This window comes from Castellaniella defragrans (assembly GCF_014203015.1).
GTDB lineage: Bacteria > Pseudomonadota > Gammaproteobacteria > Burkholderiales > Burkholderiaceae_B > Castellaniella > Castellaniella defragrans.
The window spans coordinates 74,650-97,391 of record NZ_JACHIB010000009.1 but is presented as its reverse complement, the minus strand read 5'-3'; the positions used below and the strand labels follow the sequence as shown (position 1 = coordinate 97,391).

Genomic DNA, 22,742 nt, shown 5'->3' with positions numbered 1-22,742 from the left:
CCTCACGCCGCGTGCATCTGCGGTCTCGGGCGGTCTGCTGCGCCCGCTTTCCGCTCGACCGGCTCAAACCTTCCCTAGCCGATCTTTACGCCGGAATCTTCCATGAACGCACCCCTGCCTTCCGCCGTCTTCAAAGCCTACGACATCCGCGGCACCGTGCCCGGACAGATCAACGAACCCTTCGCCCACCGCCTGGGGCTGGCCCTGGCCGCCCAGGCCCGGCGCGAGGGCGTGCGCAGCCTGGCGGTCGGCTACGACGGGCGCCTGAGCAGCCGCGGGCTGGCCCACGCCGTCAAGACCGGCCTGCACGCCGGCGGGATCGACACGGTGGACCTGGGCCTGGCGCACACGCCGCTGGTGTACTACGCCGCCCACCGCGACGGCAGCGGCTCGGGGGTCGCCATCACCGGCAGCCACAATCCGCCCGACTACAACGGCTTCAAGATGATGATGGCGGGGCGCACGCTCCATGGCGACGAGATCCAGGCCCTGCGCCAGGCCATGGACGGAATCGAGGCGCCCGTGGGCACGATCCCCGGCCTGAGCGTCGCCACCGACCTGATGGACGCCTACATCCGCGAGATCGCCGGCCACGTCCGCCTCGCGCGCCCCATGCGCATCGCCATCGACTGCGGCAACGGCGTGGGCGGCGTGGCCGCCGCCCGCCTGTTCCGCGCGCTGGGCTGCACGGTCGACGAACTGTACTGCGAGGTCGATGGCCTGTTTCCCAACCACCACCCCGATCCGGCGGACCCGGCCAATCTCCAGGACCTGATCGCGCACCTGCGCGACACCGACTGCGAACTGGGCCTGGCCTTCGACGGCGACGCCGACCGCCTGGGCGTGGTCACCCGCTCCGGCCAGATCGTCTGGCCCGACCGCCAGATGATCCTGTTCGCCCGCGACATCCTGCAGCGCCAGCCGGGCGCCTCGATCATCTTCGACGTCAAGTGCAGCCGCCACCTGGGCCGGGCCGTGCGCGAGGCCGGCGGGACGCCGCTGATGTCGCAGACCGGGCATTCGCTGATCAAGGCGCGCCTGGCCGAGACCGGCGCGCCGCTGGCCGGCGAGATGAGCGGCCACATCTTCTTCAAGGAACGCTGGTACGGCTTCGACGACGGCCTCTACGCCGGCGCGCGCCTGCTGGAAATCCTGTCGCGCAGCGACGATCCGAGCCGGGTGCTGGAATCCCTGCCCCAGGGCCTCTCCACGCCGGAGCTGAAGCTGCCCATGGCCGAGGGCGAACCGCACGCCTTCATCCATCGCCTGCAGTCCGAGGGCCGCTTCCCCGGCGCCACGGACCTCGTCACGATCGACGGCGTCCGCGCCGAATACCCCGACGGCTTCGGCCTGGCGCGGGCGTCCAACACGACGCCCGTGGTGGTGCTGCGCTTCGAGGGCGACACGCCCGAAGCCCTGGCGCGCATCCAGGACGAATTCCGCGCCGCCTTCGCCGAGCTCCTGCCCGGGCGGACGCTGCCGTTCTAGGCCCCGCCGGCCGGGCTCCGCGGCGCCGGCCCCAGCTCAGTACCCGGCGCCGGCTCAGTACCCGGCGCCGGCCGCCTGGGCGGCGCCGGCATGGAAGGCCTGCACCAGGCCGGCGGCCGATTGGCGCAGCAGCAGAGTGTCCGTACCCAGGGCCACGAAGCGGGCCCCCGCCTGGCAATAGAGGCGGGCGGTGTCCAGCCGGGTGGCGAACACGCCGGCGGCCTTGCCGCTGCGGACGACCTTCTCCAGGGCGCCGAGCACGGCGGCGCGCACCTCGGGGTGCTCCGGCTGGCCCAGGTGCCCCATCGAGGCGGCCAGGTCCGAAGGGCCGATGAACACGGCGTCCACACCCTCCACCGTCAGGATGTCGTCCAGCGCGTCCAGGCTGGCGCGGGATTCCGCCTGGACGATCAGGCAGATCTCGTCGTCGGCCCGCTTCAGGTAGTCGGGCACGCCGTTCCAGCGCGCCGCGCGCGCCAGCGCCGAGCCCACCCCGCGGATGCCGGCGGGCGGATAGCGGGTGGCCCGCACCAGGGCGCGCGCCTGTTCGGCCGACTCCACCATCGGCACCAGCAGGGACTGGACGCCGATGTCGAGCATCTGCTTGATGAGCGCGGGATCGTGATCGACGATGCGCACCAGGACGTCGGCCCGGCAGGCTTCGAGCGCCCGCAGTTGCGCGAGGACGGTGCGCAGGTCGTTCGGGCCGTGCTCGCCGTCGATCAGCAGCCAGTCCAGGCCGGTGTCGCCGAGCAGCTCGGCCACGCCGGGATCGCACAGCCCCATGAACAGGCCGATGCGCGGCACCGGGTCGCCGCGCAGGGCGGCCTTGAACGAATTGTGGAGCGCGGCCATGCGTATCCTCCGAAAGAAAGGGCCGGACGGAGAGAAATCGGACGAATCGTATGAATCGGACGAATCAGGCGAAACGGTTGGAAATGCTGCCCAGCGGGCCGTAATCGATGTGGAAGGTGTCCCCCGGCTGCGCGGCCACCGGCCGCGTGAAGGAACCCGCCAGGATCAGCTGCCCCGCCTCCAGGCCGGCGCCGTGCCGGGCCAGCTTGCGCGCCAGCCAGACGATGCCGTTGGCCGGATGGTTCAGCACCCCGGCGGCCACGCCGGTCTCCTCGATCACGCCGTTGCGCATCAGCAGCGCGCCGGCCCAGCGCAGGTCCAGGTCCATGGGGCGGATGGCGCGCCCGCCCAGCACCAGCCCGGCGTTGGCGGCATTGTCCGAGATCGTGTCCATCACCAGGCGCGGCCGCCCGCTCGCCGGATCGACGCGGTGGCAGCGCGCGTCGATGAGCTCGATGGCGGGCATGACGTAGTCGGTGGCGTCCAGCACGTCGAACAGGGTGACCTCGGGCCCGGCCAGGTCGCGGGTCAGGTGGAACACCAGCTCGACCTCGACCATGGGCACGATGAAGCGGTCGAAGGGAATGTCCTGGCCGTTCTCGAACAGCATGTCGTCGAGCAGCACGCCGTAGTCGGGCTCCTCGATCTGCGAGGACCGCTGCATGGCGCGCGAGGTCAGGCCGATCTTGCGGCCGATGATGCGCCGGCCTTCCTGCAGCTTCAGGCGGATGCCCTCGCTCTGGATGGCGTAGGCGTCCTCGATGGTGATGCCGGGATGGTCCAGGGACGGCGCGCGCACCTGGACGCGGGCGCGCTCGGCCTCGTGCAGGGAAGCGGCGATGCGGGCGATGGCGTCGCGCGGCAGGGACTCCGCGGCGGCCGCGCGCGGGCGGTCGGCGGTGGCGGTATCAGTGTTTGGCATAGCGGGCATGGATGTTGTTGTGCTTGAGCGTGCCCGCCTCGGAAAATTCGGACAATTCCAGAGACAGGGCCAGGGTGCGGCGCTGGAACAGCGGATCGAAATGCTGCTTCATCATGTCGAACAGCGCCTGGGCGGTGTCGCGCACGGCCTGGGGCGCGCGGCCCGCGCCGATCTTGACGGTGGCGTGCACGAAGGCGTCGTCGTGGTCGCCCTCGGCCACGCAGTATTCGTCCAGGCGCAGGGCGCGCGAGCGGATGCCGCCCGGGGGGAACAGGCCGGTGTCGATCAGGATGTGGTTGGCCTTGCGCAGCAGGCCGGGAATGTCGCCTTCCTGGGCGAGATTGCCTGAATATTCAAAGATCAGATGTGCCATGGTATGAGACCCAGGATGCGGAAATGTCGGCCCCCCGCCTTCGCAGGGCGGAGGGGTGGCCCGCGCGGCGGCCGGCCGGGGCCGTCCGCGCGGGGCCGGAAGCGCCGGGATTTACTGGACCGGCAGGACCACGTTGATCTGGCCGGTGCCCGAGCTGCCGAAATACGGCGTGACCACTTCGGCCTTGCCGCGGTACTGGTCCCAGCCCAGGGCGCCCAGCAGCATGGCGGTGTCGTGCATGTTGCCTTCGCCGTGGCACTTGGCGTTGTACTCGGGCAGCATGTCGCAGAACGTCGCCCAGTCGCCGCGCTGCCACATGTCGATCACGGCGTGATCGACGGTTTCCAGGAACGGGCTCCAGACCTTGAAGAGGTAGTCTTCCGCCACGCCGTTCTGGGCGAAGCGGTGCGACAGCGAGCCGCTGGCGAGGAAGGCCACCGTCCCATCGTACTGCTCCTCGACCGCGCGGCGCATGGCGGCGCCGATTTTGGCGGAGTCCTCCATGTTGTGGACGGTGCACAGCGCCGCCACCGACACCACCTTGAACGCACGGTCCTCGTTCATGTAGCGCATCGGCACCAGCGTGCCGTATTCCAGTTCCAGGCTGGCGATCTCGTGCGAGCGGGTGCGCACGCCGGCCGCCGTGCTGGCATCGGCCAGCAGCCGGCCCAGTTCCGGATTGCCGTCGTACTCGTAGGCCATGTCCTTGATGAAGTGCGGCAGTTCGTTGCTGGTGTAGATGCCCTTGAAATGCGGCGCGCAATTGATGTGGTAGCCGGAATTCACCAGCCAGTGCGTGTCGAAGACGACGATCGTGTCCACGCCGAGTTCGCGGCAGCGGCGGCCGATCTCCTTGTGGCCGTCGATGGCGGCCTGGCGGCAGCCTTTGTGCGGTCCGTCCAGCTCGGACAGATACATCGACGGCACGTGCGTGATTTTCGCGGTCAAAGCGAGCTTACCCATGGTGTCTCCTCCGTAAGGGGGTCATGATGCAACGTTGGCCGGGGTTCAGACGCCCCAGCGAGGGATCGGATGATCCCCGTATGAGATGCAGATGTTCTTGGCTTCGCAGAACACCTCGTAGCTGTAATGCCCGCCCTCGCGTCCGGTGCCCGAGGCCTTGACGCCGCCGAAGGGCTGGCGCAGGTCGCGCACGTTCTGGCTGTTGACGAACACCATGCCGGCCTCGATGCCGCGCGCCATGCGCAGGGCCCGCCCGGTGCTTTCGGTCCAGACGTAGGACGACAGGCCGTAGGCCGTGTCGTTGGCGATGGCCAGGGCCTGGGCTTCGTCGTCGAAGGGGATCAGGCAGGCCACCGGGCCGAAGATCTCGTCCTGGGCGATGCTCATCGCGTTGTCCACGTCGGCGAAGACGGTGGGCTGGACCCAGTTGCCGCCGCGGAAGGCCGCGCCCACGTCCGGGGTGCCGCCGCCGCACAGCAGGCGGGCGCCTTCGCGCCGGCCGGCCTCGATGTAGCCCGTGACCTTGGCCAGGTGGCCGGCCGAGATCATCGGCCCGACGATGGTCTTGGGATCCAGCGGATCGCCCACCGTCAGGCGCTGCGTCCGGGCGGCGAAGTCGGCCTGGAAGCGCTCGTAGATGCCGCGCTGGACCAGGATGCGGCTGCCCGCCGTGCAGCGTTCGCCGTTGTTCGAGAAGATCATGAACAGGGCGGCATCCAGCGCGCGCTCGTAGTCGGCGTCGTCGAACACGACGAACGGCGACTTGCCGCCCAGTTCCATGGAGAACTTCTTCAGGCCGGCGGCGCGCACGATGCGGTGGCCGGTGGCGGTCGAGCCGGTGAAGGACACGGCGCGCACGCCGGCGTGCGACACCAGCGCCTCGCCCGCCGTGGCGCCGTAGCCGTGAACGATGTTGAACACCCCGGGCGGCACGCCGGCTTCCAGGGCGAGCTGCCCCAGGCGGTCGGCGGTCAGGGGCGAGAGCTCGCTCATCTTCATGACGGCCGTGTTGCCGAACGCCAGGCAGGGGGCGAGCTTCCAGGTCGCCGTCATGAACGGCACGTTCCAGGGCGAGATCAGGGCGCAGACGCCCACCGGCTGCCACATCGTGACGTTCAGGTGGCCCGTGTCCGAGGGATAGCTTTCCCCGTCCAGGCGCTTGACCTGCTCGGCGAAGAAATGGAAGTTGTTGGCCGCGCGCGGCACCAGCGCCTTGCCGGTCTGGCCGATGACCTGGCCGGTGTCCTGCGTTTCCAGGCGGGAGAGCTCGGGCACGTCGCGCGTGATCAGCTCGCCCAGGCGATGCATGATGGCCGCGCGGTCGGCGGCCGGGCGCGCGGCCCAGGCCGGGAACGCCTCCTGGGCGGCCCGCACCGCCTGATCGACCTCGTCGGCGCCGCCGCTGGCGACTTCGGCCAGGACTTCGCCCGTCGCGGGATTCAGGGTTTCAAAAACGTCGGCGCTTTCGACTTCGCGCCCGGCGATCAGATGCTTGATCATGAAAGATTCATCCCTAGTCAGCGGTTTGAGAATGGCCGGCCTCGTCGCCCACGATGGTGTTGACCAGGCAGCCCACGGATTCGATCTCGGTCTCGACCACGTCGCCGGGCCGGGTCTCGGCCAGCCCCTGCGGGGTGCCGGTCAGGATCACGTCGCCCGGCGACAGGGTCATGAAGGCCGACAGGTATTCGATCAGGAACGGCACGTCGAAGATCATGTCGGCGGTCGTGCCCTGCTGCACGACCTGGCCGTTGATGCGCGTGCACAGCTTCAGGGCCATGGGATCGGGCACGTCGTCGCGGTCGACCATCCAGGGCCCGATGGGCGTGCAGCCGTCGCGGTTCTTGACCCGCAGGTTGGGGCGGTACCAGTTTTCCAGGTAGTCGCGGATGGCGTAGTCGTTGGCCACGGTGTAGCCGGCGACGTGCTCGTAGGCGTGCTCGCGGCGGATGCCGCGCCCGCCGCGTCCGATGACCACGGCCAGCTCGCACTCGTAGTGCATGCTTTTCACCCCGTCCGGCCGGTGGGTGGCGGCGCGGTGGCCGATGAAGGTATTGGGGCCCTTCAGGAAGACCAGCGGGACCTCGGGCGCCTTGAAGGCCAGCTCCGCGGCGTGGTCGGCGTAGTTCAGCCCGAGCGCGAAGGCCGTGCAGATCCGCACCGGCGGCAGCCAGATGACTTCCTCCGCGGGCGCCGCGCGGCCGTCGGCCAGGCGCAGCGTGCCGTCGTCCTCGACCGTAGCCGGGCGGACCGCCCCCTGCCAGGCGATGCGTGCGTGTTTCATGCCGATTCCTCCTCGGTCCGCACGGTGAATTCCAGCCGGGCCAGGCCCGGCGCTTCGACGCGTACGGTGGAGCCCGTGCGGGCCACGGGCGATTGATAGACGACCCCGGTCAGCAGCACGTCGCCCTGGCGCAAGGTCATGAATTCGGTCACGTCGGCCAGCAGCCGGGCCGGCGCGCGCAGCAGGTCGGCCAGGCGGCGCTCGTCGCACCGGACGCCGTCGATCCAGGTCTGGAGCGTCAGGGACTGCAGCGCGCCGGCCTGCGCCGGCAGCAGCCGCATGGGCAGGGATCCGTCGAAGCATTTCTGGCGGATGGCCGGGCGGTAGTAGTCGGCGTGCGGCAGGCTCAGGTCGGCGGCCAGCAGGCAGGCGTCGACGGCCTCCAGGGCCGATTCCGGCCGCAGCCGGGCGGCGTCGCGGCCCATGCGCAGGCCGACGACGGCGCCGACCTCGACCGCGGACTCGCCGCGCGGCAGGCGCACCACGCTGCCGTCCGCCGCCCAGGTGTTGCGCGGCTTGATGTACAGGACCGGGGCGGCGGGCAGGCCCTTGTAGGGCGGCTGCAGCGCGGCCTCGCCCAGCCGCGACACGCTGGCGGAGTCGTTCATGATGACGCCGTACACGGCGGCGTCGGAAGGCAGGAGGGTTTCGGTTTCGATCATGTCTCGTCTACGGATGCGGGTTTGCCGGGAGCCGCGCGCATGCGCCCTAGCCCAGCGCGTGGATCAGCCACAGGGTGATGCCCGGGAACAGCGCCAGCACGATGATCCGCAGGAAATCGGACGCCAGGAAGGGCATCACCCCCAGCGCCGTCTCCTTCATGGGCACGTCCTTGGCCAGCTTGTTGATGATGTACAGGTTCATGCCCACCGGCGGGTGCACCAGCCCGATCTCCACCACCATCAGCGTCATGATGCCGAACCACACCGACTTGTCGCCCGCCGACAGGCCGAAGAAGTCCAGCCCCATGATCATCGGATAGAAGATCGGGATCGTCAGCAGGATCATCGCCAGCGAGTCCATCACGCAGCCCAGCAGAATGTAGATCAGCAGGATCGCAAACAGCACCATCATCGGCGACAGCCCGCTGTCGATCACCCACTGCGCCAGCTCGTGCGGCATCTGCGACAGCGCCAGCGAGGAGTTGAGCAGGTCCGCGCCGATCAGCACCATGAAGATCATGCCCGTCACCCGCGCCGTGCCCAGCAGGCTCTGACGCGTGCCCTCCCAGCGCATGCCGCCGGCCAGCGCGATCAGCCCGCAGGCCCCCGCCCCGATCGAGGCCGCCTCGGTCGGATTGGCCCAGCCGCCGTAGATCCCCACCACCACCACCACGAACACCAGCATGATCGGCACCGTGCGCAGCAGCGCGGCCAGCGCCTCGGCCCGCGGCGCCTTGGTCCCCGTGGGACCGGAGGCCGGATCGCGCGTGACCAGGATGCGGATCACGATCAGGTAGCCCAGCGCGGCCAGGATGCCCGGGATCACCGCCGCCATGAACAGCTTGCCGATGGAATCCTGCACCAGCACCGCGTAGATGATCAGTGGCACCGAGGGCGGGATCAGGATGCCCAGCGTGCCGCTGGCCGCCAGCGTGCCCGTGGCCAGGCGCCCCGAGTAGCCGTGCGCGCGCAGCTCGGGCAGCGCCACCTGCCCCATCGTGGCGGCGGTCGCCAGCGAGGAGCCGCAGATCGCCCCGAACGAGGCGCACGCCGCCACCGAGGCCATCGCCATGCCCCCGCGCCAGTGCCCGATCAGCTTGCCGGCCGCATCGAACAGCGCCTTGGACAGCCCGCCGTGCGTGGCGAACTGCCCCATCAGGATGAACAGCGGCACCACCGCCAGGTCGTAGTTCGACAGGCGCGCATAGACCAGGTCGCTGAGCGTGTACAGCAGCCCGTTCAAGGCCCAGTCGCTGGAGGCCACATAGATCACCGCCCCGGCCAGCAGCATCGCCACCGCGATCTGCACCCGGAACACCAGCAATACCAACAGCCCTGCGAGACCGCTCAGGCCCACCGCCATCCCGCTCATGCCGACACCCCATGATCGACGGCCATCTGCTCGCGCCGGCCCAGGTAGCGCGCATGTCCGAGCGCCGCGCGCACGCGCCACAGCGCGCACAGCGTCGTCAGCAGCAGGCTGGGCACGATGGCGGCCACGGGAATCCAGATCGGCAGGCCCAGCAGGGTGGTGAAGTCGCCCGTCTCGCGCAGGTGCGCGGCCGACAGCGCGGTGCGCCAGGCCAGCACCAGCATGGCCGCCACCAGCAGGCACTCGCAGGCGGCGTCGATGCGGCTCTTGGTGGTGGCCGGCAGCCGCTCGGTGAACAGATCGACGCGCAGGTGATCGCCCACCAGCGTGCAGTACGGCAGGAAGGCGGCGGCGGCCACCGCCGTGCCCACCTGCATCATCTCCACGTCGCCGGTGATCGAGCCGAAGCCCAGCTTGCGCCCGACGATGGAAACCAGCGACATGCCCACCAGCAGGATGAACAGCATCCCGCCGCCCAGGGCCAGCCCCGTGGCCAGCCGATTCAGGATCTGCCAGCCCCGGCTGCAGCGGGCCAGTTCGGTTCCGGTGTAGTCCATGATCTGAACCCGGTTCGGTTATTGGCGCGCCAGCGCGTGCGCGGCTTCGGACAGCTTCGTGCCGTCCAGGCCCTTCTTGTCCATTTCCGCGCGCCACTCGGTATCGACCGCGCGGGCGGCGTTCTTCATGGCGCTGAGATCGGCTTCGCTGATGTCGACCACCTGGCCGCCGGCGGCGCGCACCTTGGCCTGCGTCTGCGCGGCCACGTCATCCCAGACCTTGCCGAAGCGCTCGACCAGGGCCGGGCCGCTGTTGCGGTCGATGACCGCCTTCAGGTCGGGCGCCAGGCCATCGTACTTCTGCCGGTTCATCAGCAGCACCAGCACCGTGGCGGCGGGATAGGCCTGGCCGGCGGCCGGCTGCGCATGATATTTGGTCACCTCGTCCAGCTTGGTGGGCAGCACGACTTCCCAGGCGCCCATGGCGCCGTCGACCACGCCCTTGGAAATGGCTTCGGTGACCTGGCCCGGCGGCATGGAGACCGGCTCGCCGCCCAGGGCGGCCAGGGTCTTGGAGGCCATGCGCGTGGGCGTGCGCAGCTTCAGGCCCTTGAAGTCTCCGAGGCTGGCGATGGCCCGCTTGGAGGTGTGCAGGGCCACGCCGCCGTCCACGTGCACGGCCAGCACCTTGTACTTGGAGAATTCCTGCTGGGCGTACTGCTCGTAGAAATTCCAGGCGGCGCGGCTGCCGCTGGCGGCATCCCTGACGACGAAGGGCAGCTCCATGGCTTCGATGGCCGGGAAGCGGCCCGCCGAATAGCCGGGCGCCGTCCAGACGATGTCGGCCACGCCGCGCAGGGCCTGGTCGGCCAGCTGGCCCGGCGTGCCGCCCAGCTGCATGGCGGGGTAGATCTGGCAACCGATGCGGCCGGACGATTCCTGGGCCAGCGTGGCGCACCAGGGTTCGAGTACCATTTGCTGTGCCGCGGCGGCCGACGGCAGGAAATGGGCGATCTTGAGGGTGACTTCCTGGGCGGCGGCGGGGTTGCCGATGGAAGCGCCCAAGGCCAGGGCCAGTGCGGCGAGTCGTCGTTGCATGTGTCTTCTCCGAAGGGAACGGGTTCTATGGACGTTCTATGAGCATCGGCTGGATACAGCCAAGGATTCACTAACATGTTATTGTTATTTTCAGCCACTATAAAGCTAACATATTAGCAAGTCAAGTATGGAAACCACCCTGGGAACGGGAGACACATGAGCACACCGAAAATCCACCGCAACCTGCCGCAACTGCTGCTGAAGGCACGCGATGCGCTGCTGGGGCATTTCCGGGGAATCCTGACGCACTACGGCCTGACCGAGCAGCAATGGCGGATCGTGCGCAGCCTGCGCGAGCAGGGTCCCCTGGAACCCAATCAGCTGTGCGACGCCTGCCAGATCCTCAGCCCGAGCATGGTCGGCGTGCTGAACCGGATGCAGATGCAGGAACTGGTGGTGCGCGAGCGCGCGCCGCACGACCAGCGCCGGATCATCATCAGCCTGACGCCGCAGGGCGAGGCGGTCTACGACCGGATCGCCCCGCTGGTCGAGGCCCAGTACCAGCTGATCGAGGCCGCCATCGGGCGCGACCTCATCGACCAGACCTACGCCCAGATCGACCGCCTGCTGAGCGCGCCGCTGGACCGGGTTCCGGCCGTCGAGCTGCCGCCGCTGGATACGGAAGACTGAAGCCGCGCGCCGCACGCCCCGCCGGCGGCGCGCCGGGCCACGCAGCGCGGGGCGGCGGCACGCGGGCCGGCGCGGCGCGGATCACCGTCCGGCCAGTGCCCGGTACACGTCCAGGTGCGCCCGGACGATCCGGTCCAGGCCGAAATCGCGCTCCGCCAGCGCCCGGCCCGCGGCGCCCATGCGGACGCGCAAGGCCTCGTCCCGCGCCAGGGCCGCGACCGCGTCGGCCAGGGCGCGCGCGTCCCGGGGCGGCACCAGCACGCCGCTGACGCCGGACTCGATCGCGTCCCGGCAGCCCGGCACGTCGGTGGTCACCACCGGCCGGCCGCAGGCGGCCGCCTCGATCAGGGACTTGGGCAGGCCCTCGCGGTAGGACGGCAGCGTCACGATGTGGGCCTGGGCGTAGAAGCCGGCGACGTCCGCGCATTCGCCCACGTACTCGATCGCGCCTTCCGCGCGCCAGGCTTCCAGCTCCCCGGCCGTCACCGACGCGGGATTGTCCGGATCCAGGCTGCCGGCCAGGCGCCAGCGCAGCCCGTCGCCGCGCGCCGCGGACATCCGGGCCGCCTCGACGAATTCCCGCACGCCCTTGTCGTGCAGCAGCCTGCTGGCCATCGCGACGGTCACGGGCCCGGCGGGCCAGGGCCGCGGCGCGAACCGGTCCAGATCGACGCCCGAGCCGCGCACCAGCACCGCCTGGCCGGGGCGCACGGCGCCGGCCCGCTCCAGCACGTCGCGGTCGGCGGTGTTCTGGAAGATCACCCGGCTGTTCGGGTGCCCCAGGGCCAGGCGGTACAGGACCAGGGCCAGGCGCTTGAGGACGCCGCGCACGCCCGATCCCTGGATGAACACGTAGCCCAGGCCGGAAATCGCCGCGACGTAGGCGGGCACGCCGGCCAGGCGCGCGGCGATGCCGCCGTAGAGCACGGACTTGAGGGTGACGGCGTGCACCAGGCCGGGCCGCAGCCGGCGGAACAGGCGCCAGACCGCCCACAGGCTGCGGGCCTCGGTCCAGGGCCGCATGCTGGTGCGCGACAGGGGCAGGACGTGGTGCGCGAGGCCCAGCGCCTCGATCTGCGCCACCGCCGGCCCGCCCATGGACGCGACGTGGACTTCGTAGCCCGCGTCCCGGGCGGCCAGGGCGACCGGCAGCCGGTGCGACAGCAGGAACGCCGGATTGGTGATGAAGAAGAGCAGCCGGGGGGGCGGGCCGCCCGCCGGCGCGACCTCCGCGCGAGCCGGGGTCCTGGCCCCGGCCGCCGCCCGCCCCGCCCCGCCCGCCGGGAAATCGGCGGCCAGCCGGCGCCAGACGGTCTCGTAGCGCTCCACCATGGCCTGCAGGCTGTAGCGCCGTTCGACGGAGGCGCGCGCCGCGTCGCGCCGCGCCGGCCACTGCGGCTCGCGCACGGCGCGCGCCGCCTGGTCGATGGCGCCCGCCAGGGCCACCGCGTCGCCCGGCGGCACCACCCAGCCGTGTTCGCCCACGATGTCCGCCGCGTCGCCCACGTCGGTCACCACGCAGGCCACGCCGGAGGCCATGGCCTCGGAGACCACGTTGGGAAAGCCTTCGGCCTTGCTCGACAGCACGTGGATGTCCAGCGCCCGCATCAGTTCCGGGACGTCGTCGCGCCGCCCCAGGAAGACCAGGTGGTCCAGCAGGCCGTAATGCCGCGCCAGGGCGATCAGTTCGGCGTTGTCGCGCGACATGCCCAGCCCGATCAGCACGCAGCGCAGGTCCGGATGGGCGCGCACGCACAGGGCCAGCGCCGCCAGCAGGTTTTCATGGTCCTTCAGGGGATTCCAGCGCGCCACGCTGCCCAGCAGCGGCGCGCCCTCGGGCACGCCCCAGCGGGCGCGCAGTTCGGCGGCGCCTGCCGCATCCGGATGCCAGACGTCCAGGTCGTAGCCGTTGGGCACCACCAGCACCCGGTCGGCGCGGTAGCCCCAGGCCCGGTGGACCTCGGCCGCCTTGCGCGCGCAGGCGACGATGACGCCCGGCACCCAGGCCGACACCCGCGCGCAGGCCCAGGCCGCGATACGGGAGGAGCGGCTGCTCTCGCCCAGGCTGACGCCCGAATTGCGCACGCCCCAGGCCACGGCGCGGATGCCGGCCAGGCGCGCCGCGAGGCCGCCGATCAGGTCGGCGTGGTACATCCAGGTCTGCACCACGTCGGGACGGCGCTCGCGCAGCAGCCGGTAGAGCCGCCACAGGCCCCGCAGGCCGCCGGCCCAGCCCTGCATGTCCAGGCAGACCACCTCGACGCCGGCCGCGCGCAGCCGCGCGCCCATGACGCCTTCGCCGCGCATGGACACCACCGTGTGCCGGACCGTGCCGCCCGGGGCCGTGGCCAGACGCAACAGCACGGTCTCGGCGCCGCCGTGCAGCAGGCCGGAAATCACGTGCATGACTTGCAGGGGGGCCTGCTGCGCCGCAGAGGCCTGCTGCGCCGCGGGCGCGGACTCGCCGTCCGGCGAGGGAGTGGCGGGCAGGCCCGCTTCGTTTCCATTCATGAGGTTTCCTCGACCATCGGAGCCATCGGGCGGCATCAAGGCGCCGGGCGGGGCGCATCGTCCCCGTCCGCCGCGCCGATCGTCCCGTCCGCCTCCGTCCAGGCATCATCCCAGGCCCGCAGGACGGCGTCCAGCCCGTAGCGGGACCGCACCGACCCGGCCGCCGCCCGGCCGCGGGCCTCGCGCTCGGCGGGGGCGGCACGCATCACCCGCAGCAGGGCCGCGCCCAGGGCCGCCTCGTCGTCCAGGGGCACCAGCTCGGCCAGGCGGCCGCCCAGCGTCAGCTCCGACGGCCCCGAGGGGCAGTCCGTCGCCACGCAGGGCAGGCCCAGGGCCATGGCTTCGAGCAACGCGTTGGGGAAACCCTCGACGCGGGAATTCAGCACGAAGGCATGGGCCGCGGCCAGGTCCTCCCAGGGGGTCCGGCTGAAGCCGGGCAGCCGGATGCGGGATTCCAGCCCCAGTTCGCGGACGCGCCGCAGGCAGGCGTCGCGCTGGGCGCCGTCGCCCCAGATGCACAGGTCCCAGTCCGGGCATTGCGGGGCGAGCGCGGCGAAGCACTCGATCAGCCGGTCGAACTGCTTGACGGGATTGAAGCGCCCCAGCGCGGCCAGCGTGTAGCGCGGCCCCGCCGGCTCCCGGGCGCGGCACGCGGGCAGGCCGTCGGGCAGCGGATTGGGGATCACCGCCAGGCGGCGCACGCCCGGCGCGACCCGCAGCAGGTGGACCGCGCCGCGGCGGGTCTGCACGGCGACGCGGCGCGCCCAGGGATAGGTCCAGCGCCGCAGCCGGCGCAGGACGGGTTCCAGGTTGACGCTGTGGGCCGGATCGGTGCGTTCGCCGACGACGATGGGCAGGCCCAGGCCGCGCAGGGCGAGCAGCGCCGTCACGTTGACGTTGGTCAGGAAGGACAACACCCGGTCCGGCCGGCATTCCCGCGCCAGGCGCCGCAGGGCGGCGAGCTTGGCGACGGGCCGCAGCCAGGCCGGGCCGCGCACCCGGTCGGCCAGCCACAGCAGGCGCACGGCCGGGTCCAGGACCTGGTCGCAGCGCCCGCGTCCGGAATAGCAGCACACCAGGGTGACTTCGTCGCCGCGCCGCGCCCAGGCGTTGGCCAGGGTGGCGGCCACGCGCTCGGCGCCGCCACCGTGCATGGAGCTGACGAGGAACAGGATGCGCCGGGGGCGCCCCGGCCCGGCGGCGCGCGCATCGGCCCCGGAACGGGACACGCATTCATGCGCATCGGGACGGGACACTAGTTCACCCTCCGGCCCTGGAACACCTGTTCCCACAAGGCCATGATGCGCGCGGTGCCGAAGCGGTCGCGCGCATCGACGGCGCGGCCGGCCAGCCGCGCCCGCAGGCCGGCATCGGCCATCAGCGTCGCCAGGCCGGCCGCCAGGGCGTCCGGATCGTCGATCGGCCGGACCAGCAGGCCGTCCAGGCCCTCGCGGATGATTTCCCGCGGACCGGTGTCGCAATCGGTGGCCACGCACGGCAGGCCGCAGGCCATGGCCTCGATCAGGGTGTTGGACAGGCCCTCGGCCTGGGAGCTGAGCACGTACAGGTCCGAGGCGCCGTACCAGGCCGCCATGTTGCCCACGCGCCCCGGCAGGCTGACGCGCCCGGCCAGGCCGAGTCCGTCGCGCAGGGCTTCGAGTTCCCCGCGCTGCTCGCCCTCGCCCAGGATGGTCAGGTCCCAGTCGGGAAACGGCCCCGCCAGCTGGGCGAAGGCCCGCAGCAGGCCGTCGAAGCCCTTGACCGGATGCAGCCGGCCCACGGCCAGCAGCCGGCGCCGGCCAGGCGCGGGCGGCGGCTCCAGCACGGGCTCGCCGTCGGCCAGCGGCCAGCGCACGGCATTGGGGATGACCTGGGCGCGCACCCCGGGCAGGTGCGCGTCGAGCCACTGCGCCGTCCCCCGGGTCAGGGCGATGACCGCGTCGGCGCGCGGGTAGGTCCAGCGGCGCAGCCGTTCCCAGAACGCCGGCAGCGGCAGGCTGGGCGGATGGGCGTGCTCGGTGGCGATCACGCGGCTGCGCCCGCGCGCGGCCAGCACGGCCAGCACCGAGCCCCGGGTCATCATGCCCAGCACCACGGCCGGACGGTGGCGGCGCACCAGCCGGCGCAGCGCCGCGACCCGCAGCAGGTTGCCCCACAGGGCGCCCAGCGGGCCCGCGCTCTCGCCGGCCAGCCCCAGGGCGTGGCGCCGCACGCCGTCGGGCAGCGGATAGGCGTCCTGGCGGTCGTCCGTCTGGGTCACGATCATCACCCGGCAGCCGCGCGCCCGCCAGGCGGCGGCCAGGTCCACGGCCACGCGCTCGGCGCCGCCGCCGCGCAGCGAATGGATGACGATCATCAGATCGATCCGGTCGGCGGCCGGCCCGGCTGCGGGCGGCGCGCCGCCGGATTCGCGCAGGGGGCGCTCCGGCGCGTTCATGGCGCCTCCCCCGACGGCCGCACGCGCCAGGCCAGGCCCAGGTAGCAGACGTAGGACAGGGCGTACATCAGGGCGGTCGCCAGCATGATGCCCGCCGCGCCCATGGAAGGCGCGAGCACGGTGTTCATCCAGGCCTTGAGGCCGAAATTCAGGACGGCGATCGCGGCCATCCAGCCGTAGCGGTTCTGGCTGGCCAGCAGTTGCACCAGGATCAGCACGCCGAAATAGAACGGCAGCTGGAGCATGCCCCAGCGCAGCACGTGCGCCACGGCGATCGTGTCCTGCGCCGTGAAGGCGCCGCGCTCGAACAGCAGCGACACCAGCCACGGCGCCAGCCACCAGCCGGCCAGCACCACGCAGGCGCCGAGCGCCAGCAGGACGAACGACCATTTCAGCGCCATGGCGCGGGCGTGCGCCGCGTCGCCGCGCGCCTGGATGTCGGCCAGCACCGGCAGGGCCGCGCGGCCGACCGAGGCCGCCCCCAGCCCGATCATCAGCGACAGCAGCCGCGCCGCGTAGCCCAGGGTGGCGTTGGCGTTGGCACCCAGCCCGGCGGCCGTGTACTGGTCGATGGGGCCGACGAAGCTCATGGCCAGCTGGCCGACCAGCATGATGCCCGCGGCGGCGGCCAGGCTGGACCATTGCGGCGCGTGCCGGCTCAGGCGCGGCCGCATCGGGACGCGGTCCGCGCGCCGCGCCAGGGCGTCCTGCCAGACGGCCTGGATGGCGTAGCCCAGCAGCGTGCCCCAGAGCAGCGGCAGGATGCCCGCGCCCACGGGCGCGGCCAGCACGCAGACCAGGATCGCCAGGGCCGGCACGCTGTCGAGCAGGGTGTTGATGTGGCGCTCGTGCGCCCGCAGGCGCGCCGCGCCCAGCCCGGTCCAGATCGTGAAGAAGGCGGCCGGCGCGAAGCCCAGGATCAGCAGCAGGCTCATGTCGCGCACCGCGGGCGACAGGCCCTGCCCCGCCACGTCCAGGACCATCGGCCAGGCGAGCCCCAGCAGGACGGCCGCCGCGGCGCCCAGCGCCCAGGCCCAGGCCTGCAGCTCGCCCAGGAAGCGGCCGTGCAGGGCCGGTTCCCCCTGGCGGCTGCGCACCAGGGCCGGGATCAGCACCACGGAACAGGCCCCGACCAGCGTCACCGGCAGCCAGTTGGCGATCGTCAGGGTGAACTGGTAGGCGTCCACCGCGTCGCTGACGCCGTAGCGGTAGGCCACCGCCATTTCCTTGACCGCGCCCACCGCCTTGCCCATCAGCAGGAAGAAGGCGACGCGGGCCGCGCCCAGGGCGATGCGGCGGTGGTCGGCGTGCAGGCCCGCCAGCCGGCGCTTGAGCGGCGCGATCACGTCAGCCTCGCAAACGAGGATCCGGTCCGCACGTCCCCGGTCAACGCAGGAACCGGACGTACCAGGGCATGGCGACCTCCAGGCCCCGCAGGATGTCGAACTGGGGGTCGTAGCCCAGCAGGCCGCGCGCCTTGGCGATGTCGGCCTGGGAATGGCGCACGTCGCCCGCGCGGAAATCGCCGTGGCGCGGCGCGCGCGCGTAGGCCACGCCGTTGCGCCCCAGGATGTCGCGCAGCAGCTCGAAGAGCTGGTTGAGCGAGGTGCGGGCGTTGAAGGCGACGTTGTAGACCTGGTTGACGCCTTCCGGGCCGGCCAGGGACGCCAGCACGTTGGCCTGGACGACGTTGTCGATGTAGCAGAAATCGCGGCTGGTCTCGCCGTCGCCGTTGATCACGACTTCCTGGTCGCGGATCATGGCCGACACCCATTTCGGGATCACGGCCGCATAGGCGCCGTCCGGGTCCTGGCGCTGGCCGAAGACGTTGAAATAGCGCAGGCCGACGGCCTTGAAGCCGTAGGCGCGCGCGAAGACGTCGGCGTACAGCTCGTTGACGTACTTGGTGACGGCGTAGGGCGACAGCGGCTTGCCGATCTGGTCCTCGACCTTGGGCAGGCCGGGATGGTCGCCGTAGGTGGAGCTGGAGGCCGCGTAGACGAAGGATTCGACCTGGGCGTCGCGCGCCGCCACCAGCATGTTGAGCTGGCCGCCGACGTTGACCGCGTTGGTGGTGAGCGGGTCGTGCAGCGAGCGCGGCACCGAGCCCAGCGCCGCCTGGTGCAGCACGTGGCGCACGCCCTTGACCGCCTGCCGGCAGGTGTCCAGGTCGCGGATGTCGCCCTCGATGAAGCGGAAGCGCGCCCAGCGCGCGGGGCCGACGCGGGACTCGACCTCGTCCAGGTTGCGCTGGTAGCCGGTGGAGAAGTCGTCCAGGCCGACGACGGCCTGGTCCAGGCCCAGCAGCGCTTCCAGCAGGTTGGAGCCGATGAAGCCGGCGCAGCCCGTCACCAGCCAGGTGCGGGGCTGCGCCCGCAGTTCGGCGAGGACGGATTCGTAGCGGGATGTCATGCCGGAACCTCAGAGGCGCAGATCGGACTCGCCGGCGGCGAGCACGTATTTCAGGTCGTACAGCACGTGCTCGGGCTTGCCCAGCGCGCGCAGCGCGGCGGCCCCCATGGCGGCGAACTGGTGGTGCGCCACGGCCAGGATGATGCCGTCGTAGGCGCCCGCGGCCGGCTGGGCCACCGGCGTGATGCCGTATTCGTGCCGCGCCTCGGCCGGATCGACCCAGGGATCGTAGACGTCCACCTCGATGCTGTATTCGCCCAGCTCGCGCACGATGTCCACCACGCGGGTGTTGCGCAGGTCGGGGCAGTTTTCCTTGAAGGCCAGGCCCATCACCAGCACGCGCGAGCCCTGCACCTGGATGCGGCGCTTGGTCATGGCCTTGACCAGCTGCGACACCACGTAGCTGCCCATGGAATCGTTCAGGCGGCGGCCGGCCAGGATGATTTCCGGGTGATAGCCGATGGACTGCGCCTTGTGGGTCAGGTAGTAGGGATCGACGCCGATGCAGTGGCCGCCCACCAGGCCCGGACGGAAGGGCAGGAAATTCCATTTGGTGCCGGCGGCTTCGAGCACGTCCAGCGTGTCGATGCCCAGGCGGTTGAAGATCAGCGCCAGTTCGTTGATCAGGGCGATGTTCACGTCGCGCTGGGTATTTTCGATGACCTTGGCGGCCTCGGCGACCTTGATCGAGGGCGCCTTGTGCGTGCCCGCCGTGATGATCTGGCGGTACAGCGCGTCGACCAGGTCGGCGACTTCGGGCGTGGAGCCCGAGGTGACCTTGCGGATGGTGGAGACGCGGTGCTGCTTGTCGCCCGGGTTGATGCGCTCGGGACTGTAGCCGGCGTAGAAATCGACGTTGAAGCGAAGGCCGGAGATGCGCTCCAGCACCGGCACGCAGACTTCTTCCGTGGCGCCGGGGTAGACCGTGGATTCGTAGATGACGATGTCGCCGCGCTTGAGCACGCGGCCGATGGTCTCGCTGGCGCGCTCCAGGGGCGTCAGGTCCGGCTGCTTGTACTCGTCGATGGGCGTGGGGACGGTGACGATGAACACGTTGGCGGAGGCCAGCTCGGCGGGGTCCGACGAATAGCGCAGGTGCCTGGCCTGGGCGAGTTCGGGGCCGTCGACTTCCAGGGTGTGGTCGCGTCCGGCGCGCAGTTCCTCGATGCGCCGCGTGTTGATGTCGAAGCCCAGCACGTCGCGGTGCTTGCCGAATTCGACCGCCAGCGGCAGGCCCACGTATCCCAGACCGACGACGGCCAGACGGACGTCCTGAATGTTCATTTGGTTCTCCCCGGCATCATGCCGATTGGACAGGATGGAATTTTAATCGCGCCGCGCTCAGTCGCGCCGCACGCCCCGGCCCAGGGACGGCAGCAGCAGCCAGCGCGGCCGCCGCCAGGTGACCAGGCGGATGTACAGCCAGATGTAGACCGCGGCGAAGACCCCCATGCTCAGGCACAGGAGCCAGGCGTTGTCCCACCACAGCGTGGCGGGCACCAGCCCGATCAGGGCCAGCACCCACAGGTAGGGCGAGGTCATGGCGTTGCACAGCGCCGGCAGCGCGTGGCGGCGGTCCCGGCTGAAGGTGACGCGCACCAGGCGGCGGAACACGAGCTGGTGCAGGTGCAGCGCGTCGGGCTGGTCGACCGGCACGCCGCGCTTGAACTTGCGGCGCCAGATGGAAAACAGGGTCTCGAAGACCGGATAGAACAGCACGGCCAGGGCGTAGAAGGGCGACACCCCCGGATTGCGCACCACCAGCTGCACGGCCAGTTCGGCCAGCATGAAGCCGACGAAATACGCCCCGCCGTCGCCCAGGAACACCCGGCCGAAGGGGAAGTTCCAGACCAGGAAGCCCAGGGTCGCGGACGCCAGCGAGGTGGCGATGAGAAAGATGGGGATGTCCTGGACCTGCCAGGCGACCAGGGCGAGCGACACCGCCATCAGGGTGGCGATCATGCCCGCCAGGCCGTTCATGCCGTCGATGATGTTCAGGGCGTGCGTGCAGCCGCCCACCGCCACCATGGTGAACAGCAGCGAGATGATCGGCCAGGCCGACAGCAGCGCATCGGCCCACGACAGGCCCACGCGCGAGACGCCGCCCAGCAGCCACCAGGCGATGGCGGCCGACACGAAGGCCGCCAGCAGGCGCTTGCCGGAGCCGATGTCCTTGGTGATGTCTTCGAGCAGGCCGGCGACGAACACCGGCAGCGCCGACACGAACAGCGCCGGCCACAGCCAGGTGAGGGTCATGTTGCTGGGGCCCAGCACCAGCAGGCCCGCCAGGCTGCCCGCCACCACCGCCAGCCCCCCGACCCGGGGCGCCGCGTGGGCATGCATGGCCTGGGGCTTGTGCATGTCCGTATCGCCGGTCAGGCGGCCGTGCCAGCGCTCCGACACGACGATCAGGCCGCCGACCATGAAGGCCACGATCCCGATGAGGGGCCAGCTGAGCGTGGCGGACAGATTGGCGGCGTTCAAGTCGATCCCGTTGGGCAAAACGAGATTATCGGCCAATTTTGTAACTTGTGGCGCGGCGCAGCGGATACAGATGCAACAAAAGGGCCCGGCGGCCCGCCCGGCGCCATCCGGCGCGGGCGCGGAGCGGGCGGTCAGGGGGTCAGAGGCCGCCCATGCACAGGTACTTGACGACCAGGTAGTCGTCCAGCCCGTAGTGCGAGCCCTCGCGGCCCAGGCCGGACTGCTTGACCCCGCCGAAGGGCACGGCCTCGTTGGAGATCAGCCCGGTGTTGATGCCCACCATGCCGTATTCCAGCGCCTCGGCCACGCGCCACACCCGGCCGATGTCGCGGCTGTAGAAATAGGCGGCCAGGCCGTATTCGGTGTCGTTGGCCATGCGGATGACGTCGGCGTCGTCGCCGAAGCGGAACAGCGGCGCCAGCGGGCCGAAGGTTTCCTCGCGGGCGAGCTTCATCGTGGGCAGGGCATCGGCCAGCACCGTGGGCTCGAAGAACGTATGCCCCAGGGCATGGGGCCGCCCCCCGGCCAGGATACGCCCGCCGTGGGCGACGGCATCCGCGATGTGCTCCTGGACCTTGGCCACGGCGGCCTCGTCGATCAGGGGGCCCTGGGTGACGCCGTCCTCCAGGCCGTTGCCGACCCGCAGCTTGCCGACGGCTTCCACCAGCTTGCGACTGAAGGCGTCGTAGACCGAGTCCTGCACGTAGAAGCGGTTGGTGCACACGCAGGTCTGCCCGGCATTGCGGTACTTGCTGGCGATGGCCCCTTCCACGGCGGCGTCCAGGTCGGCATCGTCGAACACGATGAAGGGCGCGTTGCCGCCCAGTTCCAGGGACAGCTTCTTGATCGAGGAGGCGCACTGGCGCATCAGCAGGCGGCCGACCTCGGTGGAGCCGGTGAAGGAGACCTTGCGCACGAGCGGGCTGGAGGTCATCTCGCCGCCGATGGCGGCGGCATCCCCGGTCAGGACGGAGAACACGCCCGCCGGCACCCCGGCCTCTTCCGCCAGCACCGCCAGGGCCAACGCCGAGAAGGGCGTCTGTTCGGCCGGCTTGACGACCAGCGGGCAGCCCGCCGCCAAGGCCGCGCCCGCCTTGCGGGTGATCATGGACGAGGGGAAATTCCAGGGCGTGATGGCGGCGCAGACCCCGATGGGTTCCTTGGTGACGACCACCCGGCGGTCCCGGGCGAAGGTGGGGATCACGTCGCCGTAGGCGCGCTTGCCTTCTTCGGCGAACCATTCCAGGAACGCGGCGCCGTAGGCGATTTCGCCCCGGGACTCGCTCAGCGGCTTGCCCTGCTCGGCCGTCATGATCACGGCCAGGTCCTGGGCGTGCTCGGTCATCAGATCGAACCAGCGCCGCAGGATGGCCGCGCGCTCCTTGGCGGTCATCGCGCGCCAGGCGCCCCAGGCGGCCTGGGCGCCCTCGATGGCGCGGCGCGTCTCGGCCGCGCCCATGCGGGGCACGGTGCCCAGGACTTCGCCCGTGGCCGGATTGCGGACGTCGATGGTGCCGGCGGAATCCGCGTCGCACCATTGACCGTTGACATAGGCCTGCTGGCGAAGCAGGCCCGGCTTTTTCAATGTCAGCATGCTTGTGCTCCGATTGATCGTTCAATATAATGAACGGTGTTTGTTGGAATGAACAAATTCGATCATACCGGCCCACGTCGCCCGGCGTCAATCCGCCCCGGCGGGCCGTGTCCGGCACATCCCGGCGGGGGGCCACCGCCCCTCCCGCGCCGATGGCCCG

The 22,742-nt window shown here is 71.0% G+C and carries 19 protein-coding genes and 2 pseudogenes; 2 read left to right on the top strand and 19 right to left on the bottom strand.

The window, feature by feature from the left end; genetic code table 11:
* Window positions 1–102 precede the first annotated feature (102 nt).
* Entirely contained in the window at window positions 103–1,488 is a 1,386-nt protein-coding gene (locus HNR28_RS09050) for a phosphomannomutase/phosphoglucomutase (RefSeq protein ID WP_151024213.1), read from the top strand.
* 54 nt (window positions 1,489–1,542) lie between these two features.
* Here the strand turns inward: HNR28_RS09050 and HNR28_RS09045 are convergent, their stop codons facing one another.
* The 10 genes and pseudogenes from HNR28_RS09045 to HNR28_RS09000 all read right to left on the bottom strand — a co-directional run bounded on the left by HNR28_RS09045 (window position 1,543) and on the right by HNR28_RS09000 (window position 10,514).
* Window positions 1,543–2,343: an HpcH/HpaI aldolase family protein gene (locus HNR28_RS09045; protein WP_151024214.1), complete on the bottom strand. Its 801-nt coding sequence runs from the start codon at window positions 2,341–2,343 to the stop codon at window positions 1,543–1,545.
* Window positions 2,344–2,407: 64 nt separating this feature from the next.
* Window positions 2,408–3,265 (bottom strand): 2-oxo-hept-4-ene-1,7-dioate hydratase, encoded by an 858-nt coding sequence (gene hpaH, locus HNR28_RS09040; RefSeq protein WP_151024215.1) that lies wholly within the window; start codon window positions 3,263–3,265, stop codon window positions 2,408–2,410.
* Window positions 3,252–3,638, bottom strand: a complete 387-nt coding sequence (locus tag HNR28_RS09035; RefSeq protein ID WP_043684558.1) for a 5-carboxymethyl-2-hydroxymuconate Delta-isomerase — start codon at window positions 3,636–3,638, stop codon at window positions 3,252–3,254. The genes hpaH and HNR28_RS09035 overlap by 14 nt, the downstream gene beginning before the upstream one ends.
* Window positions 3,619–4,601, bottom strand: a pseudogene (gene hpaD / locus HNR28_RS09030) (3,4-dihydroxyphenylacetate 2,3-dioxygenase). The gene HNR28_RS09035 and the pseudogene hpaD overlap by 20 nt, the downstream one beginning before the upstream one ends.
* A 45-nt stretch (window positions 4,602–4,646) precedes the next feature.
* On the bottom strand, window positions 4,647–6,101 hold the full coding sequence (hpaE, locus tag HNR28_RS09025; protein WP_151024217.1) for a 5-carboxymethyl-2-hydroxymuconate semialdehyde dehydrogenase: 1,455 nt from the start codon (window positions 6,099–6,101) through the stop codon (window positions 4,647–4,649).
* 13 nt (window positions 6,102–6,114) lie between these two features.
* Window positions 6,115–6,885: a fumarylacetoacetate hydrolase family protein gene (locus HNR28_RS09020; protein ID WP_043684567.1), complete on the bottom strand. Its 771-nt coding sequence runs from the start codon at window positions 6,883–6,885 to the stop codon at window positions 6,115–6,117.
* Window positions 6,882–7,547 (bottom strand): fumarylacetoacetate hydrolase family protein, encoded by a 666-nt coding sequence (locus HNR28_RS09015; protein ID WP_151024218.1) that lies wholly within the window; start codon window positions 7,545–7,547, stop codon window positions 6,882–6,884. The genes HNR28_RS09020 and HNR28_RS09015 overlap by 4 nt, the downstream gene beginning before the upstream one ends.
* Window positions 7,548–7,593: 46 nt before the next feature.
* Entirely contained in the window at window positions 7,594–8,919 is a 1,326-nt protein-coding gene (locus tag HNR28_RS09010; protein ID WP_043684570.1) for a TRAP transporter large permease, read from the bottom strand.
* On the bottom strand, window positions 8,916–9,476 hold the full coding sequence (locus HNR28_RS09005) for a TRAP transporter small permease (protein ID WP_151024219.1): 561 nt from the start codon (window positions 9,474–9,476) through the stop codon (window positions 8,916–8,918). Before HNR28_RS09005 ends, HNR28_RS09010 begins: the two co-directional genes overlap by 4 nt.
* Before the next feature lie 18 nt (window positions 9,477–9,494).
* Window positions 9,495–10,514 (bottom strand): TRAP transporter substrate-binding protein, encoded by a 1,020-nt coding sequence (locus HNR28_RS09000; protein ID WP_151024220.1) that lies wholly within the window; start codon window positions 10,512–10,514, stop codon window positions 9,495–9,497.
* Between the two features lie 156 nt (window positions 10,515–10,670).
* Here HNR28_RS09000 and hpaR point away from each other — a divergent pair, with 156 nt between their 5' ends.
* Complete coding sequence (hpaR, locus tag HNR28_RS08995; RefSeq protein ID WP_043684576.1) at window positions 10,671–11,144, top strand: homoprotocatechuate degradation operon regulator HpaR; 474 nt, start codon at window positions 10,671–10,673, stop codon at window positions 11,142–11,144.
* 81 nt (window positions 11,145–11,225) lie between these two features.
* Here the strand turns inward: hpaR and HNR28_RS18805 are convergent, their stop codons facing one another.
* The 9 genes and pseudogenes from HNR28_RS18805 to gabD all read right to left on the bottom strand — a co-directional run bounded on the left by HNR28_RS18805 (window position 11,226) and on the right by gabD (window position 22,582).
* On the bottom strand, window positions 11,226–12,341 hold the full coding sequence (locus HNR28_RS18805; protein WP_322789934.1) for a glycosyltransferase family 4 protein: 1,116 nt from the start codon (window positions 12,339–12,341) through the stop codon (window positions 11,226–11,228).
* A gap of 231 nt (window positions 12,342–12,572) precedes the next feature.
* Window positions 12,573–13,550: pseudogene (locus HNR28_RS18800) on the bottom strand (glycosyltransferase); the annotation flags it as partial.
* Window positions 13,551–13,690: 140 nt separating this feature from the next.
* Window positions 13,691–14,809, bottom strand: coding sequence for a glycosyltransferase (locus HNR28_RS08985; protein ID WP_151025153.1), 1,119 nt, complete (start codon window positions 14,807–14,809; stop codon window positions 13,691–13,693).
* A 101-nt stretch (window positions 14,810–14,910) separates the two neighbouring features.
* Entirely contained in the window at window positions 14,911–16,011 is a 1,101-nt protein-coding gene (locus HNR28_RS08980) for a glycosyltransferase family 4 protein (RefSeq protein ID WP_043687775.1), read from the bottom strand.
* A 77-nt stretch (window positions 16,012–16,088) separates the two neighbouring features.
* Complete coding sequence (gene murJ / locus HNR28_RS08975) at window positions 16,089–17,435, bottom strand: murein biosynthesis integral membrane protein MurJ (protein ID WP_151025151.1); 1,347 nt, start codon at window positions 17,433–17,435, stop codon at window positions 16,089–16,091.
* Between the two features lie 43 nt (window positions 17,436–17,478).
* On the bottom strand, window positions 17,479–18,504 hold the full coding sequence (locus HNR28_RS08970; RefSeq protein WP_043684583.1) for an SDR family oxidoreductase: 1,026 nt from the start codon (window positions 18,502–18,504) through the stop codon (window positions 17,479–17,481).
* 9 nt (window positions 18,505–18,513) lie between these two features.
* Window positions 18,514–19,788 carry a Vi polysaccharide biosynthesis UDP-N-acetylglucosamine C-6 dehydrogenase TviB gene (gene tviB / locus HNR28_RS08965; RefSeq protein ID WP_043684586.1) on the bottom strand — a complete coding sequence of 425 codons (1,275 nt, stop codon included), beginning with the start codon at window positions 19,786–19,788 and terminating at the stop codon, window positions 18,514–18,516.
* Window positions 19,789–19,845: 57 nt separating this feature from the next.
* Window positions 19,846–20,928, bottom strand: a complete 1,083-nt coding sequence (locus HNR28_RS08960) for an MraY family glycosyltransferase (RefSeq protein ID WP_043687778.1) — start codon at window positions 20,926–20,928, stop codon at window positions 19,846–19,848.
* 199 nt (window positions 20,929–21,127) lie between these two features.
* Window positions 21,128–22,582 (bottom strand): NADP-dependent succinate-semialdehyde dehydrogenase, encoded by a 1,455-nt coding sequence (gene gabD / locus HNR28_RS08955; RefSeq protein ID WP_043684589.1) that lies wholly within the window; start codon window positions 22,580–22,582, stop codon window positions 21,128–21,130.
* Window positions 22,583–22,742 lie beyond the last annotated feature (160 nt).